Here is a 16,113-nt window from a genome sequence, read left to right as displayed (position 1 = left end):
CGAGAGTCGTCTCATTAAACACGAATTACAGGGGTGTAGCTCCAATTGGCAGAGCAGCGGATTCCAAATCCGCGTGTTGGGAGTTCGAATCTCTCCACCCCTGCCATATTTAAGGCTCTAGCAGAAATGCTAGAGCCTTTTTCGTATATGAAGGAAAGAGTACCAGTCTAGCTGGAAGAGTAGCAGATTCCCCTAATGCCCAAATAGTGCGTGTTGGGAACTGAGCCGCCAGCCTGCTTGGTAGCAAGTCATATCGAATTTCCGGAGTGCCGGTCCAATCTACCCCTGCCATCTTGTAAAGCCTCAGCAGAAATGCTGGGGCTTTTTTCGTTTTTGTCTTTTCAGACTAACTCAGAGCGCTTGCTCGATAATTTACTCGAATCTGTGAGTTGCCAGCCTAGTTCTTCTGGGATCTTCTAAGTCTTCAACAGAAGTCCTGCAGCTTCTCCGCATCTTCGTTATTTAAAGTGAGTGTTGCTAGAAGCTAACGTGATAAGAGGTCGACTTCCTGTTATTATCGGCGCTGAATTCTAATAATTAGGAAGCAAGTCTATGCCACATCTTCGATTTAGAGCGGTCGAGCCACAAGCGGTTCAAGCGCTATCAAAACCACTTACTGACGAACTACAGCCTCTTATGGACTGCCCTCGCGAAGATTTTACGTTCGAATATATCTACAGTACATTTTTCAGCGAAGGTGAAGTAAGTGCTGCTTATCCTTTTGTTGAAGTTTTATGGTTCGATCGCGGTCAAGAAACGCAGAACAAGGTTGCAAAAGCAATAACTCAACAAGTACGTGGTATTGTGGGTGAAGATATCGATGTTGCGGTAATTTTCTCTGCACTCTCTCCTAAAGGCTACTATGATAATGGTGACCACTATTAAGGAATGAGCGTGATGAAGCTGAGTCTTTCTTTTTGTTTAAGTTTTCTATTCTCAGCTTCTCTTTATGCAACTCCGTGGGAGCAGGTCTCTGGTCCCACAAATAACACTTCTTCCTCTATCGGCAGTTATGCTAATGGCTGTCTAGATGGCGCATCTCCACTTCCTTTGGATGGTATTGGTTACCAAGTGCTACGTAGCAAAACGAAGCGTTACTATGGGCACCCACATACGATCAATTTCATTCAAGAACTAGCAAAAAAAACGAATCAAAATTTAAGCACAACGTTGTTGGTCGGTGACTTGTCATTGGCTCGTGGCGGGCGTTTCTCTTCTGGACATTCTAGTCATCAAACAGGTTTAGATATCGATATCTGGTTGCGTCTAGTCGATGAACCTTTGTCGTACAATGAGCTCCAGCTGCCTAAACCAATGAGCGTAGTTGATCTTAAAAAATATAAGATTTTGGAAAAACGTTGGGAAACTCGACACTTTGAACTGATTCGTAGCGCAGCGCAAAGTGAGGATGTAGCTCGTATTTTTGTTCACCCGGTGATAAAAGAGCAACTTTGTAAGCAGGAAGGGGAAAAAGACAGAGGGTGGTTACGCAAAGTTCGCCCTTGGTGGGGGCATCATTATCACTTCCACGTTAGATTAAACTGTCCGGAGTCGAGTGCTAATTGCATCAACCAGGCTCCTCCTCCAGTGGGTGATGGTTGTGGAGCTGAACTTGCGAGTTGGCAACCTAAAGCTACGCCACCTCCCGTGGCTAAAAAGACCATCAAAACTACGCCCAAGCCTAAGAAGAAAAAGATAATGCCTGCACAATGTCAGCCATTGCTTACTAAGAAGTAAAGGGTAATTCCTTCCTATCAAGCTGCGATTAAACCTACTAGGTATCTCCATTATGAAACTGGAGAAAGATCATTCTTTTGTCTACAGTGAATAATACCAGTATAAAAACTAACCTAATTAGTTTTGGTGGCATATTACAGAAATCTAAATTAAACAAAGGGTTATGTGGTTTTTCTTGTAGTTATAACTCTGGTTTTACAAAGATCTTTTCGTCGCGATTCTCTGGTTTCTTAGCAATATGTCTGTTGGTTGGTGAAAGACAAATAGCAACGCAGACAAGTGTATTGAGGTGGGTATGGAGACTTTCCCCATCTAAGAGTTAATCAAGGACAAAACCATGACTATGATTTGTGCAAAAGAATTTGCAGAGTGGTTAAGACACAGATTTAGCAGTGAGAATAAGGGAGTCTATCTGACTCGAGAGGATGTTAATCACCTGACAGGACGTCAGCGTCTTGACCCGGGATTTGTTAATGATGTGCATTACGAACTAATGCAATATGGGATGGCTTTCGTTACGGATACGAGTCGAGAGAATTTCTATTTGATACCTGTCTCACAAGCTGAAAATTGGCGTGAAAGGCTAGAGTATCATTTCGAGAAAGAGCTCTTCTGCAACATTATTCCTATCGAGAAATCAGGTTAAAAAAAGGTTCAACTTTGAGCGCAAAGTTGAACCTCTTTCAATTACGCTAGCCCTTGAATAATCACGAACTTCTCTAGCAATTGCTCTTCAGTCTCGACATGATTTGGGTCGGTAATAATGCACTTCGTAATTGGACACACCGACTGACATGTTGGTTTTTCGTAGTGACCTTTACACTCTGTGCATAGAGCAGGATCAATTTCGAAAATGCTGTCACCCATAGTAATTGCACCATTAGGGCACTCAGGGTCACACATGTCGCAGTTGATGCACTTATCGGTAATAAGTAGTGCCATGATTACTTACCAGTTGGGTTACGGGTATCCTGACCTGCATTTAAGTTACGCATCAACAGACCGTATTCCAGATCCATGTCTTCTGGAACCGGGATAAATACAAAGTGGCCGTTACCTTTTGCGTCTTCAATTGATTCTGACTTACGGTTTTCCATCGCTTCTAGCGTGAAGATTACGTTGCCTTTTGGCGTCATTAGCTCAAGGCTGTCACCAACGATGAACTTGTTCTTCACTTCAACTTCTGCCATGTCACCGCGACGTTTGCCAGTGAATTCACCAACAAATTGTTGTGCGTCAGATACAGAGTAACCGTAATCGTAGTTCTGGTAGCTGTCGTGAGTGTGACGACGTAGGAAACCTTCTGTGTAGCCACGGTGAGCTAGGCTTTCTAGCGTACCCATTAGGCTCTCATCGAATGGACGACCAGCAACTGCGTCATCAATCGCTTTGCGGTAAACCTGAGCAGTACGTGCACAGTAGTAGAATGACTTGGTACGGCCCTCGATCTTCAATGAGTGAACCCCCATCTTAGTTAGACGTTCTACGTGTTGGATTGCACGCAGGTCTTTCGAGTTCATGATGTAAGTACCGTGCTCGTCTTCGAACGCCGCCATTTTTTCTTCTGGACGGTGACTTTCAGAAAGCAATACCACTTCGTCAGTTGGTTTGCCGCGACCGATAGTGGTTTCAGGGCGTTCGTCTGCGACTTCGATTGCTTGAGCTTCGTTTGGATCGAACGCTTCAACAATTTGACCGGCGTCGTTTTCTTTACCTTCTTCGACTTTATATTCCCAACGGCATGCGTTAGTGCAAGTACCTTGGTTAGGGTCACGCTTGTTGATGTAACCGGACAGTAGGCAGCGACCAGAGTAAGCCATGCATAGAGCACCGTGAACGAAAACTTCTAATTCAGTTTCAGGACAATGCTCGCGAATTTCTTCGATTTCTTCTAGAGAAAGCTCACGAGAAACGATCACGCGCTCAACACCGTTAGCAGCCCAGAATTTAACAGTTGCCCAGTTTACTGCGTTCGCCTGTACAGACAGGTGAATTGGCATTTCTGGGAACGCTTCGCGAACCATCATGATGAGACCTGGATCAGACATGATAAGTGCGTCTGGACCCATTTCTACCACTGGTTTAAGGTCACGGATGAAAGTTTTAAGCTTAGAGTTGTGCGGTTGGATGTTGCATACCACGTAAAGCTTTTTGCCTAGGGCATGCGCTTCGTTGATACCGATTTGTAGGTTTTCGTGGTTGAACTCGTTGTTACGTACGCGAAGGCTGTAGCGAGGTTGACCAGCGTATACTGCATCTGCGCCGTAGGCGAATGCGTAACGCATGTTTTTAAGGCTACCTGCTGGAGATAGTAGCTCTGGTACGAATGCTTTCTCTGTTGTCATTGCTCAATTCTCTTAATATCTGATCACAAGTCAGGCCAATTCCACCTCATGGAAATGGGGCGCAAATTTTACGTCAAAATGTGACCTGTGACTAGGAGAATTATGTTTTAGATAAACAAACGCCCTCAAAAAAAGTGAGGGCGTTATGGTTAATCTTTGTACGAAATTAAGCGTTAGGGTTTGGCAGACCGCCCAATGCTTCGTATAGATTTGGTAGGAAAGCGCTGAACTCGCCACACATTAGAGAGAAGTCTGCGTCGAAGCGAGCAGCCTGATCTTCGCGTGGGATATCATCGTTTTGGTCTTTTAGTTCATCAGAGAACTTCAGACGTTTGATGCCAGAATCTTCTGCCATGATGAATTCGATACGATCTTGCCAGTTCAGTGCTAGCTTAGTCACCACTTTATCTGCAGCGATGTGGTTGCGGATTTCATCGGTTGTAAGCTCTTGCTTCTTACAACGAATCACGCCGCCTTCTTCTAGCACAGACTTAAGCTCTGCTTCGTCCATCATTGTGATGCCTTGTGGTGTATCACCAGTTTTTACCCATTCAGTTAGAGTTGTTTCGATCGCAACTTCTGGGATTGCTGGTACAACAGGCAGGCTACCCATTGTCTTACGTAGTAGTGCCAATACGTCTTCTGCTTTTTTGTAGCTGCTTGCATCAACAAGGATGAAGCCTTCTTTTGGCATAATCAGCACGTAAGTGTGGCTGCTACGGCTGAACGCACGTGGCAGGAGGTCCATTACGATGTCATCTTTCAGGTTGTCTTTCTCTTTCTTTTTAAGAGGACGACCTTCCTGTGCTTCCATTGCTTCTACTTTTGCATTTAGTGAGTCTTTGATCACTGAAGCAGGCAGCATTTTTTCTTCTTTCTTAGCGCAAATCAGAATGCGGTTTTCAGAAACGTGCGTCATCATGTCGCCATTTCTACCCATCGCGCTAACCCAGCCAAACTTTTGCTTATCTTGGCTTCCACAAGGGGTGAATCGGAACTCGGCTAGTTGAGTTTCCAGTTGATCGGCGTTGAAGTTAACCTCGCGGTTAACGCGGTATACCAGACAGTTTTTAAACCACATAAATCTTCTCTAGGCTTGATGACAAGGGACTAATCATAGGGAATTTTCCCGGCGTTGTCCTAATTGAATTGAAAAAGATCATGATGAATCTCAAAAGAAAGTTATATGAAAATTTGTTTTCAAAGGTCACAAAAGTGTCATAATTGGTAGTAATAATGCTTATGCATAGAGGGGCGCTTTGTCCTTTAAATTCATTAGCTCAACTAACATAAGGTTATTCAATTATGTCTAGAAGGATTCTGGTTGTTGAAGACGAAGCTCCGATTCGTGAAATGCTATGCTTCGTGCTTGAACAGAAAGGTTATCAAGCAGTAGAAGCAGAAGATTACGACTCTGCGGTAACCAAACTGGCTGAACCCTTCCCGGATTTAGTGCTACTAGACTGGATGCTACCAGGTGGCAGTGGTATTAACTTCATCAAACACATGAAGCGCGAAGAGTTAACTCGCAACATTCCCGTTGTGATGCTGACAGCTCGTGGTGAAGAAGAAGACAAAGTGCGCGGCTTAGAAGTTGGCGCGGATGACTACATCACCAAACCTTTCTCACCAAAAGAGTTGGTTGCTCGCCTTAAAGCCGTTATTCGCCGCGTAACACCGACTGCGCTCGAAGATGTGATTGATGTACAAGGTCTGAAGTTGGATCCTGTTTCTCACCGTGTGACCGCAAATGATGAAGCGGTTGATATGGGACCAACAGAGTTCAAAATGTTGCACTTCTTCATGACGCACCAAGAGCGTGTTTACAGTCGTGAACAACTACTAAACAATGTTTGGGGCACCAACGTGTATGTAGAAGACCGTACCGTTGATGTACATATTCGTCGTTTGCGTAAAGCGCTTGAGGCCGCAGGTCACGACAAACTCATCCAAACTGTTCGTGGCGCAGGATACCGTTTCTCGACGAAGGCATAACATCGCTAGCAGCTTATCAATACCATTTCTGGAGTAATGAGTGGTTGAAAGATTGACTTGGAAAAAGCTGGCCTGGGAGCTGGCTTTTTTTTACACCCCTTGGGTGATAATAGGTTGGATATTCGGTTATATGCCGTGGTTGCTTTTGGCGGCCACGGCTTTGCAGCTTGTATGGCATTTGCATAATCAGGTGCGCTTGTCGGCTTGGCTGTGGGATGAAAAGCGTCTTACGCCACCGTCAGGTAGTGGCAACTGGGAATCGTTATTCAACGGTTTATACCGATTGCAACAACGTCAGCGTCGTAAGCGTAAAGAGCTTACCAATTTGATTCGCCGTTTCCGTAATGGTGCTGAATCGCTGCCGGATGCGGTGGTGGTGTTTCGTGCTGAAGGTAACATCGTATGGTGTAACAAGCTCGCGCAACACCTTTTGGGTTTCCACTGGCCGGAAGATTCTGGGCAACCTATTTCTAACCTCATCCGTACTCCAGATTTTATTAAGTACATCAACAAGCAAGACTTCTCTGAGCCGCTAGAAATGCGCTCACCATTGAACGTTGAACGTATGTTAGAGCTGCGTATCGTGCCTTACACCGAAGGGGAACACTTGATGGTGGTGCGTGATGTGAGCCAACTTAAACAGCTTGAAGGTATGCGTCGTAACTTCTTCGCCAACGTATCTCATGAACTTCGTACACCGATGACGGTACTGCAAGGCTATCTTGAGATGACAGAAGATCCAGATATGATTGTTGGTCCAATGTGGACGAAAGCGCATGGGGTGATGACAGAGCAGCTCAACCGTATGAACAGCTTGGTTAATCAGCTTCTGACGCTGTCTAAGATTGAAGCGGCACCAATGCATGAGTTGGAAGATGTGGTCAATGTCCCTAGCATGTTAGAAGTGCTAGAGAAGGAAGCGGTAAGCCTAAGTGGTGATGATCAACATCAGTTGAAGTTCGACGTGGATTCTAGTCTGCGCGTGCTCGGCGATGATGACCAACTGCGTAGTGCGATCTCTAACTTGGTGTACAACGCGGTGAAATACACTCCACCTGGTGCACATATAAACGTTCGTTGGTATCAAACCGCACAAGGCGCTTGTCTAGAGGTTGAAGACAGTGGTGATGGTATTGAACCACAACACTTACACCGATTGACGGAGCGTTTCTATCGAGTTGATAAAGCTCGCTCACGCGATACCGGCGGCAGTGGTCTAGGCTTAGCCATCGTTAAGCACGCGTTGAGCCATCATGACTCTCATCTCGAAATTTACAGTGAAGTTGGTGTCGGCAGTAAGTTCTCCTTCATCCTACCAAGTCGTTTGGTGGTGAAGTAATGAGTGTCGTATCCAAAGCAATTAAGAAAATCACTCTAGCCACGTTAGTGCTTTCCAGCGTGGCTATTGCACAAGATAAACCGTTGCCGAATTATCAAAAGACGACTGGCATAGCAGGTAACTTATTGTCTGTCGGCTCAGATACGTTAGCAGGCATGACTACGCTTTGGGTGGAAGAGTTTAAATCTATCTACCCGAACATTAATGCTCAGGTACAAGCGTCTGGCTCATCGACTGCGCCACCGGCGTTAACAGAACAAACTGCGCAATTCGGCCCAATGAGTCGCTCAATGCGTATGCGTGAGATCGAAGCATTTGAGCGGGTGCATGGTTACAAACCAACGGCGCTTCGTGTTGCGATTGATGCGATTGGTATTTTTGTGCACCAAGATAATCCAATCAAAGGGCTTAATTTCCATCAGTTGGATGCGATGTTTTCCGCGACTTTACGCTGTGGCGAAAGTGAGTTCATCACCAACTGGCGTGAGTTAGGCATCAAAGCTGAGTGGGCGAAACGTAATTTGCAGCTGTTTGGTCGTAACTCGGTATCGGGTACGTACGGTTATTTTAAAAGTAATGCCTTGTGTGGCGGTGATTTTAAAACTCGTGTGAACGAGCAACCGGGATCGGCGTCAGTGGTGCAGTCTGTGGCATCAACGATCAGTGGTGTAGGTTACTCCGGGGTAGGTTATCGCGTGGCGGGTGTTCGCTTAGTCCCGATTGCGAAAACAGGCACTGATTACGTTAGCCCTGTACGTGAAAATATCATCTCAGGTAAGTACCCACTATCGCGTTATCTTTATGTATACGTGAATAAACATCCTGATTATCCGCTAAGCCCAATTGAAGCTGAGTTCATTCGCTTTATGTTCTCAGCTCAAGGGCAAGCGCTGGTCGCGAAAGACGGTTATGTTCCCATTACTGCCGATTTCGCTGCAGAGGAATTAAAAAAGGTCGGTTTATAAGCCGACCTTTTTCTTTATCTCATTGAGTTCGTAGTTAGAAGTTCAATGTCCATCCTGCGCTTTCCCAGCGTTGCTGTTCTTCCTGCAAATCTGCATCGAGCAGTTTGTTATTCTCCAACCAATCTTCCTCTGCGCAGGTAAGTACCCACTTATCTTCTTCTATCGATAATGTCAGCTCTGGTAGCGGGTCATCATTGCGTTGACCGTTGACCACAATCGCTAGACGCAGAATCTTAATTAAGTTGATGATGTCACTCTCTTTGTAGAGGTTAAACTCTGGGAACTCATTCAACTTGAGGGATTTACGTTGGAAGCGAGCTAAAGTCGCCAATACCAATTGCTGCTCGCGGTTAAAGCCGGGCAAGTTTGAGTGCAGCAGAATGTAGAATGAGTGACGATGGAAACCGCGCAGACTGATGCTCAAGCCGACTTCATGTAGCAAAGCCGCCCATTCCAATAAATCAAACAACTCACTTTTCTTCTTGATACCTAGTTCAGAACGAACATTGCACAGCATCTCTCTTGCATGACCTTTTACGCGTGCTGCGTGTTCGATATCAACGCGATGTTGTTTTGCTAGGTTTTCTGTGGTGCGCATACGAATATCAGAACGAGCGAAGCGTTCTTCCATTTCGTAGAGCAGACCTTCACGCAATGCGCCATCCGAGAAGAACATCTGGTTGATTTTTAGTGATTGGAAGATGGCAGATAAAATGGCTACACCAGCGGCAAAGACTGGCTTACGTTCGTCGGTCAGACCAACTAGTTCAATATCATCAATGGACTCAAATTCGCACAATGTGTCGATGAGCTTGCCCAAACGCTTATTGGTGATCAGCCCATCTTCATGACCTAAACCAATCAAGACTTCGCGAATCGCTTTAATCGTACCTGAAGAGCCGAGGGCAATATCCCAGCCTTTCTTACGGTATTTTGCAGCAATGGATTCCATGCGCTGCTCTGCGGCGAGAATCGCTTTGCTGAAGTTCTTGCGCGACAGTTTGCCATTATTGAAGAACTGCTCGGTAAAACTCACACAGCCCATTTGCTTACTGTTGAGAAGCTCTGGCTCAAACTCTTGACCTATGATCATCTCGGTACTGCCGCCACCGATATCGACGACCAGTTTGGAGTTAGACTCCGCTTGAGTGTGCGCTACGCCGAGGTAGATGAGGCGAGCTTCCTCTTCGCCCGGAATGATTTCAATTGGAAAAGGCAGCACCTCTTTGGCTCGTTTTATAAAGAGGTGGGCATTGTTAGCGCGCCTTAAAGTGTGGGTGGCTGCAATTCTAACGTTTGAAGCTTCAAAGCCTTGCAAGCGTTCGGCGAACATTGCGAGGCACTCAAGGCCTCGCTCCATCGCAGCATGGCTTAGGTTGAGCTCTGAATCGAGTCCGGCAGCTAAGCGCACTCGCTGTTTATGGCGGCTGACTAATTGCAGGTCACTTCCAACAACTTTCGCCACCACCATATGGAAGCTGTTCGACCCAAGGTCAATGGCTGCAATATGGCGTACATTTTGTTCAAGTATTTGAGGCATCTGCTTTTTGTTTTCTTGTTTGCTTCTCTATATTTTTAAGATAGTCGTAGATGGCAACTTGTGAGCGAACTTTTTTACGATTACCTCGCGGCACGTAGCTGTTGCTCATCTCTTTATCTATCAAACGAGCCTTTACTGTATCGGTAAAGTGGATGTTAGTTATATCAATAATGCGCTGTTTCAAACGTGGATCACGAACCGGAGCGGCAACTTCAATACGATGATCGATATTTCGCGTCATCCAGTCCGCTGATGAGATATAAACCTGCGGGTCGCCATCATTGTGGGTGATCACGACACGAGGGTGTTCGAGGAAACGGTCAACAATACTGATGATGCGAATGTTCTCGCTCACGCCTTCAATACCAGGGACGAGTGAACACATACCGCGGATGATCATATTAATTTTCACCCCAGCATTGCTTGCTCCATAAAGTTTATTGACGATGCCTTTGTCGACTAAGTTATTCACTTTGATCGTCAGTGCTGCTTTCTTGCCGGCTTTTGCGTTGGCAATTTCACCGTCAATCAGACGGTAGAGTTGTTTACGCGAATTGCGTGGTGAAACAATGAGGTGATTAAACCTTACAGGACGATATGGGTTCTCTATATAACCAAAGACGTTACGGACTTCATTGGTAATTTCTTGATCTGCAGTTAGTAGAGCGAAGTCGGTGTAGATACGTGCGGTTTTCTCGTGGAAGTTACCTGTTCCTATATGCGCGTAACGTACGATTTCACCTTCTTCGCGGCGGCTAATCAAGAGCAGTTTTGAGTGAATTTTCAAACCCGGTGCACCAAAGATAACGTGCACGCCTGCATCGGTGAGAACCTTTGACCACTCGATATTGGCTTCTTCATCGAATCGGGCTTGCAGCTCCACCACCACGGTTACGCTTTTGCCATTGTGTACCGCATCGATCAATGAGTTCATCAAGCGCGAATCTTTGGCAACGCGGTAAATGTTAATCTTGATCGCCAACACTTTAGGATCGAAGGAAGCTTGGCGAACCAGTTCAGAGATGTGATCAAAGGTGTGATAAGGGTAGTAAAGCAAAATGTCTTTGGCTTTGATCGCATCGAAACTGTTGGCGTAGCCTTCGAAGTCGGCACACTTCATCGGTGGCATGGGTTTGTTTTCTAGGTACTCACGACCAACATTTGGGAAGCCAATGAAGTCTTTAAAGTTGTGGTAACGACCACCGGGAATCAAACTGTCGTAGTTAGATATTTGCAGTTTGCTGCACAAGAAATCGAGCATCTCTTGCGGCATTTCACGCTCGTAAACAAAGCGCACTGGCATAGCGGTTAAGCGTTGGTTCACTCCTTCAGACATCTGTTCGAGCAAGCTGTATTCGATTTCTAGGCGTAAATCGTATTCGGCATCGCGGGTCATTTTCATCGCGTAGCCATTTAGCTCATCATAATCGAAGAAGCCTTTAAACAGCTCATCCAGACAGTAACGGATGATGTTGTCGAGCAGAATGATGGTCTTGCGACGTTTGCCTTTTTGCTCCGGAACCATAACGAAGCGGGGTAGGTGGTCAGTTGGGATTTCGAGTAAAGCGTATTGGGAATGATCGTCTTTGCGCAGGTCGACGGTAATGTAGGCGTATTCGTCTTTAAGAAACTGCAACACATCGATGTCATCTTTAATCAACAGCGGAGTGATGTGTGGCATGACTTCTTTGCGAAAGTACTTGGTGATCCAGCGCTTTTGGGTGTCATCCAGTTGGTTTTCATTAACCAAGAAAATGCGGCGTCGCGCCATTTCTCGGATCAAATCACCGTACAGTTCATCAAATTGTTCGTTCAGCCTCAATGCTTTGGTTTGCATCTTAGTTAACAAGTGCTTAGAGTTATCGCTTCCACCTCGTTCTTGGCTGATCAAGATCCGACGTTTTACGTCTGCAAAGCGAACCTTGTAGAACTCATCTAAGTTATTGGAAAAGATCCCCAGAAAGCGAATACGTTCGATTAGGGGGACGGTTTTATCAGCGGCTTCTTGTAATACTCTCTCGTTAAAAGACAACCAACTAAGTTCTTTTTCTATATAGAGTTTTTCTGCGCTCATAACCTTACCTAGCCTAAAATGAAGTAAATCCGCACTCATCTGTGGGATAAAAAAAGATGAGCCTGAACATTATGAGGTTTACGTTACAGATTTATTTCATAACACGGTCTGCATAAGAGTTGTATTCTTTTCAGTTGTTTAATGTGATCTGTAATATAATTGTCATCTTAACGACATATTCTAGTACTAAGTCAAAAAGGGTAGAGAGATCAATGGCACAAGCCGAGTTTTCATTGCAGGAAAAAGATAAAAAACGATTGATCAAAGATCGTTTGGTTCGATTTGCAGTGACATCCGGTGGTGTAGGCGTTCTTGCTGCTCTTGTGTTGATCTTCGTTTACCTTGCGATGGTGATCATTCCTCTGTTTTCTGATGCAGAGATCGAAACCAATTATGCCGCTCGTGCTACCCAAAGCGGGAAGCCACTCGCAATTTCCGTTGATGATTACTCTCAAATCGGTTTAGTGTTAACCCAATCCGGGGAAGTGCGTTTTCTTCCTCTCGATGATTCCAGCAAACCTGCGCTGTACACTCAGCAGATAGCCAACAACCCAGTGGCATTTTCTCAGTCTGCGCCGGGGTTAGGTTGGTATGGTTTGGTTGATGACCAAGGCAAAGCACACATCTTCAAACCGGAATTTAACGCAACACTGCGCGAAAACACTCGCCCACCAGAAGTCGTGCCGTTTCGAACCTCAATGGACATGCAACTGACAGGTGCATCCGATCCAGTTAAGAAGTTTGTTTTTAGTACTTCCACGCAAGCTCCAACCCTTGTTTGGCAAACACAAAGCGGCGTAATAAAAGCGCGTTGGCAGGTTCCTCAACTGTTAGATGCATCACCTGTTACCCATGATTACACCTTCTCTTCAGGTTTTGATGCGCCAGACCAAATGTTGCTGACGCCAGATGGCAATAACCTTTACTTGAGAAATGGATCAGAGCTGATTGTCTTGGTGAAAGGTGACAACAAGTTCTCTGTGCGTGAAGTGATCGATCTGACTCAGGGTGATAAAAAGCACTCTGTGAGAACGATGGATTTGTTGGCTGGGGCGTATTCCCTGCTTGTTACGCATAACGATGGGCGTGTATCGCAATGGTTTGATACGTTGCAGGGCGACCAGCGAACTTTGACTCACATTCGTGACTTTAAGTTGGCGTCTGAGCTGAAGTATTTACTTCCCGATTCACACCGTAAAGGTTTCTATAGTTTTTACACCAACGGTACGTTGCAAAGCCACTACACCACCAGTGAGAAATTGGTACTGTTTAAGCGTGCCTACAAACAAGCGCCAGTGATGGCAGGGATGTCGAATAACGAGCGCTACCTGATCACATGGCAAAACGACGAATTAAATGTTGCGTTTGTTGATAACCCGTACCCAGAAGTCTCTCTGTCTTCCTTATGGCAAAAGGTTTGGTATGAAGGTTACCCAGAGCCTGAATTTGTGTGGCAATCCACCTCAGCCAGTGATGACTTCGAGGCGAAATTCAGCTTAGTGCCAATTGCGTTTGGTACCATCAAGGCGGCGATGTTCGCAATGCTGTTCTCGGTACCACTGGCTGTACTGGGCGCAATTTATACCGCTTACTTTATGTCACCACGTATGCGTCGCGTGGTGAAGCCATCAATCGAGTTAATGGAAGCTTTGCCTACCGTTATCATCGGTTTCCTTGCCGGACTTTGGTTCGCCCCGATTGTGGAAGACCATTTGATTACCGTTGTGGTGATGTTGTTTGTTCTGCCTCTGAGCACCATGGTGATGGGCGGTCTATGGGCGCTGATCCCACAACCGATACGTAACCGCCTGCCAAACGGGTGGCATGCTTTGGTGTTAATGCCTTTGCTTCTGCTGTTGATCGGTTTGGGTGTGTGGGTATCACCAATGCTTGAGCAAGCCTTCTTTGGCGGGGACATGCGTTTGTTCCTAACTGACCATGGCATTGGCTTTGATCAACGTAACGCGCTGGTGGTTGGCTTGGCGATGGGCTTTGCGGTTATTCCAACGATTTTCACCATTGCCGAAGATGCGATTTTCTCTGTGCCGAAACACTTATCGGATGGTTCATTAGCACTTGGCGCGACGCCATGGCAAACCCTGATTTATGTGGTTCTGTTAACAGCCAGTCCGGGGATCTTCTCGGCAATCATGATGGGACTTGGGCGTGCTGTGGGCGAAACCATGATTGTATTAATGGCGACAGGTAATACGCCATTAATGGATTGGAACGTGCTAGAAGGCTTGCGTAGCTTGTCGGCGACCATTGCGGTTGAATTGCCAGAATCGGAAGTGGGCAGTTCGCATTATCGATTGTTGTTCCTATCGGCATTAATTTTGTTTGTCTTCACCTTTGCGGTGAACGCCTTGGCGGAATGGGTTCGTCAAAGACTAAGAGATAAATATCGTGCGTTGTAATCAGTTAACGAAAGAGCGAGTAATAGCGTGTTAAATTGGATTCGTTCTGGCGCACCTTGGATTTGGTTAACCGGGGGAGCGGTAAGCATCAGTCTGCTTTCTGTCCTCGGTTTATTGCTATTGATTGGCTGGAAGGGGCTTACTTACTTCTGGCCTGCGCCACTTTATCAATGGAATGTTGCTGCGCTGACTCCGGTGCAGGGCGAAGTGCTGCATGAAAATTCGATTCTGGTTGGTCAGGTTTACGAGCGCAGCTTTGTGCCAAGAAGTTACCTACCAGAAGAAGCGGCGAATAAACTCGCGGATGACGAAGAGTTTGCGACGCGCCTAAACATCAAAATTGCCAACCGTGAATTGTACCCAGCGGACTTTATTTCTGTGTTGAGAATGCAGTTGGATGATCCAACTACGCCGGGCGAATGGGCAGTGATTGAACGCAGCAGCGGTGGCTACTTCTTCGGTAAGTTTGTGGCCTTCCAAGATGGTAACACGCGTTACGAAAATGACATTCAAAAGCTTTTGGATCAAAAGCTCGATGATGCCGAAACCTTGCATCACGAAATCGACATGCTGGTGGATGACCAAGTAAAAGACTTGGGATGGCAGTTAGAGCAGCTTCGCTTAGATAAACGTAAGCACGAGCTTAACGACACCATCACTGAAGAGTTTTTAGCAAACAACAGCAAGCGTAAGGCAGAAATTGAAGCAGAGTTAGCCAAGCTAGACATGCAACTTGACGGGCTGCGCTTGGGCTTCTCTGATTATGCGCTGATTGTCGAAGACATGACTGGGACTCAAGTTTCGATTCCATTAGAAGACATTTTGGACTACTGGTATCCAAACCAAATGTCACTGCCTGAAAAGGTTACCCATTGGGGAAAACAGGTTTGGAAGTTCTTATCCGAAGACCCTCGCGAATCGAACTCTGAAGGTGGGGTTTTCCCAGCGATTTTCGGTACGGTTTTCTTGGTTATCATCATGTCGATCATCGTGATGCCATTAGGTGTGGTTGCGGCGATTTATTTGCATGAATATGCCAAGAATAATGCCCTAACTCGGGTGATCCGTATTGCGGTGATTAACCTTGCCGGTGTTCCTTCTATCGTTTACGGCGTATTTGGTTTGGGCTTTTTTGTTTATACCATTGGTGCCTCAATCGATAACCTGTTTTATGCCGAGCGATTACCCGCTCCAACCTTTGGTACGCCGGGCTTGTTGTGGTCTGCACTGACGCTAGCGGTCTTGACGCTACCGGTGGTGATTGTTACCACAGAAGAAGGTTTAACCCGTATTCCTAGTTCAGTTCGCCATGGCTCGTTAGCCTTGGGTGCAACGCAGTTCGAAACGCTTTGGCGTGTGGTTTTGCCTATGGCAACCCCTGCGATAATCACTGGTTTGATTCTCGCAATTGCTCGGGCTGCGGGGGAAGTGGCGCCATTGATGTTGGTGGGGGTCGTGAAGTTAGCTTCTAGCTTGCCAGTGGATGGGCAATTCCCTTACGTGCATTTGGATAGAAAGTTCATGCACTTAGGTTTCCACATTTACGATGTTGGATTCCAGACTTCGAATATCGAAGCTGCGCGTCCGTTGGTTTACGCGACTTCCTTCTTACTCGTGACGGTTATTGTCGGACTAAACTTAACAGCAATCAGTATTCGTAATAATCTGCGAGAGAAATACCGAACTTTAGGACAAGATTAA

At 46.0% G+C, this 16,113-nt stretch carries 13 protein-coding genes and 1 tRNA gene; 9 read left to right on the top strand and 5 right to left on the bottom strand.

Going from position 1 to position 16,113, the window contains the following annotated elements; translation table 11 throughout:
* The first annotated feature begins 29 nt into the window (after positions 1-29).
* From OH463_RS18030 to OH463_RS18015, 4 genes are all read left to right on the top strand, one after another.
* A tRNA-Trp gene (locus OH463_RS18030) sits at positions 30-106 on the top strand.
* 446 nt (positions 107-552) lie between these two features.
* On the top strand, positions 553-885 hold the full coding sequence (locus tag OH463_RS18025; RefSeq protein WP_005445267.1) for a DUF1904 domain-containing protein: 333 nt from the start codon (positions 553-555) through the stop codon (positions 883-885).
* A 12-nt stretch (positions 886-897) separates the two neighbouring features.
* The gene (gene mepA / locus OH463_RS18020) at positions 898-1,737 is read left to right on the top strand and encodes a penicillin-insensitive murein endopeptidase (protein WP_269991878.1); all 840 of its coding nucleotides are present in this window, start codon (positions 898-900) and stop codon (positions 1,735-1,737) included.
* A gap of 337 nt (positions 1,738-2,074) precedes the next feature.
* Positions 2,075-2,383, top strand: a complete 309-nt coding sequence (locus OH463_RS18015; RefSeq protein WP_005445270.1) for a hypothetical protein — start codon at positions 2,075-2,077, stop codon at positions 2,381-2,383.
* Positions 2,384-2,424: 41 nt separating this feature from the next.
* Here OH463_RS18015 and OH463_RS18010 read toward each other — a convergent pair whose 3' ends face one another.
* The 3 genes from OH463_RS18010 to rdgC all read right to left on the bottom strand — a co-directional run bounded on the left by OH463_RS18010 (position 2,425) and on the right by rdgC (position 5,163).
* Positions 2,425-2,679 (bottom strand): YfhL family 4Fe-4S dicluster ferredoxin, encoded by a 255-nt coding sequence (locus tag OH463_RS18010; protein WP_005445273.1) that lies wholly within the window; start codon positions 2,677-2,679, stop codon positions 2,425-2,427.
* Between the two features lie 2 nt (positions 2,680-2,681).
* Entirely contained in the window at positions 2,682-4,082 is a 1,401-nt protein-coding gene (gene trhP, locus OH463_RS18005; protein WP_005440369.1) for a prephenate-dependent tRNA uridine(34) hydroxylase TrhP, read from the bottom strand.
* Between the two features lie 166 nt (positions 4,083-4,248).
* Positions 4,249-5,163, bottom strand: coding sequence for a recombination-associated protein RdgC (rdgC, locus tag OH463_RS18000; RefSeq protein WP_005445276.1), 915 nt, complete (start codon positions 5,161-5,163; stop codon positions 4,249-4,251).
* A 224-nt stretch (positions 5,164-5,387) separates the two neighbouring features.
* On the opposite strand from rdgC, the gene phoB reads away from it, so the two are divergent.
* The 3 genes from phoB to OH463_RS17985 are packed head-to-tail and all read left to right on the top strand — an operon-like array spanning position 5,388 to position 8,381.
* Positions 5,388-6,077: a phosphate regulon transcriptional regulator PhoB gene (phoB, locus tag OH463_RS17995; RefSeq protein WP_005424836.1), complete on the top strand. Its 690-nt coding sequence runs from the start codon at positions 5,388-5,390 to the stop codon at positions 6,075-6,077.
* Between the two features lie 40 nt (positions 6,078-6,117).
* Positions 6,118-7,416, top strand: coding sequence for a phosphate regulon sensor histidine kinase PhoR (gene phoR, locus OH463_RS17990; protein WP_005445279.1), 1,299 nt, complete (start codon positions 6,118-6,120; stop codon positions 7,414-7,416).
* On the top strand, positions 7,416-8,381 hold the full coding sequence (locus tag OH463_RS17985) for a PstS family phosphate ABC transporter substrate-binding protein (protein ID WP_005440360.1): 966 nt from the start codon (positions 7,416-7,418) through the stop codon (positions 8,379-8,381). Before phoR ends, OH463_RS17985 begins: the two co-directional genes overlap by 1 nt.
* A 34-nt stretch (positions 8,382-8,415) precedes the next feature.
* Here the strand turns inward: OH463_RS17985 and ppx are convergent, their stop codons facing one another.
* Together ppx and ppk1 are read right to left on the bottom strand one after the other, a co-directional pair.
* Positions 8,416-9,921 carry an exopolyphosphatase gene (ppx, locus tag OH463_RS17980; protein ID WP_269991872.1) on the bottom strand — a complete coding sequence of 502 codons (1,506 nt, stop codon included), beginning with the start codon at positions 9,919-9,921 and terminating at the stop codon, positions 8,416-8,418.
* Positions 9,905-11,995, bottom strand: a complete 2,091-nt coding sequence (ppk1, locus tag OH463_RS17975) for a polyphosphate kinase 1 (protein ID WP_005445285.1) — start codon at positions 11,993-11,995, stop codon at positions 9,905-9,907. The genes ppx and ppk1 overlap by 17 nt, the downstream gene beginning before the upstream one ends.
* Before the next feature lie 212 nt (positions 11,996-12,207).
* Between ppk1 and OH463_RS17970 the strand changes: the two genes are divergently transcribed.
* Positions 12,208-14,412 carry an ABC transporter permease subunit gene (locus OH463_RS17970; protein WP_020194972.1) on the top strand — a complete coding sequence of 735 codons (2,205 nt, stop codon included), beginning with the start codon at positions 12,208-12,210 and terminating at the stop codon, positions 14,410-14,412.
* A 27-nt stretch (positions 14,413-14,439) separates the two neighbouring features.
* Positions 14,440-16,113 (top strand): phosphate ABC transporter permease PstA, encoded by a 1,674-nt coding sequence (pstA, locus tag OH463_RS17965; protein ID WP_017188512.1) that lies wholly within the window; start codon positions 14,440-14,442, stop codon positions 16,111-16,113.

Source organism: Vibrio sp. NFR, from assembly GCF_027587095.1.
Classification (GTDB): domain Bacteria; phylum Pseudomonadota; class Gammaproteobacteria; order Enterobacterales; family Vibrionaceae; genus Vibrio; species Vibrio harveyi.
This window is presented reverse-complemented; position numbering and strand designations above follow the sequence as displayed.

What these genes read in the sequence shown, in the direction of transcription:
- OH463_RS18025 (WP_005445267.1), top strand. Translation starts at nt 553, where the DNA reads ATGCCACATCTTCGATTTAGAGCGGTCGAGCCACAAGCGGTTCAAGCG.
- mepA (WP_269991878.1), top strand. Translation starts at nt 898, where the DNA reads ATGAAGCTGAGTCTTTCTTTTTGTTTAAGTTTTCTATTCTCAGCTTCT.
- OH463_RS18015 (WP_005445270.1), top strand. Translation starts at nt 2,075, where the DNA reads ATGACTATGATTTGTGCAAAAGAATTTGCAGAGTGGTTAAGACACAGA.
- OH463_RS18010 (WP_005445273.1), bottom strand. Translation starts at nt 2,679, where the DNA reads ATGGCACTACTTATTACCGATAAGTGCATCAACTGCGACATGTGTGAC.
- trhP (WP_005440369.1), bottom strand. Translation starts at nt 4,082, where the DNA reads ATGACAACAGAGAAAGCATTCGTACCAGAGCTACTATCTCCAGCAGGT.
- rdgC (WP_005445276.1), bottom strand. Translation starts at nt 5,163, where the DNA reads ATGTGGTTTAAAAACTGTCTGGTATACCGCGTTAACCGCGAGGTTAAC.
- phoB (WP_005424836.1), top strand. Translation starts at nt 5,388, where the DNA reads ATGTCTAGAAGGATTCTGGTTGTTGAAGACGAAGCTCCGATTCGTGAA.
- OH463_RS17985 (WP_005440360.1), top strand. Translation starts at nt 7,416, where the DNA reads ATGAGTGTCGTATCCAAAGCAATTAAGAAAATCACTCTAGCCACGTTA.
- ppx (WP_269991872.1), bottom strand. Translation starts at nt 9,921, where the DNA reads ATGCCTCAAATACTTGAACAAAATGTACGCCATATTGCAGCCATTGAC.
- ppk1 (WP_005445285.1), bottom strand. Translation starts at nt 11,995, where the DNA reads ATGAGCGCAGAAAAACTCTATATAGAAAAAGAACTTAGTTGGTTGTCT.
- OH463_RS17970 (WP_020194972.1), top strand. Translation starts at nt 12,208, where the DNA reads ATGGCACAAGCCGAGTTTTCATTGCAGGAAAAAGATAAAAAACGATTG.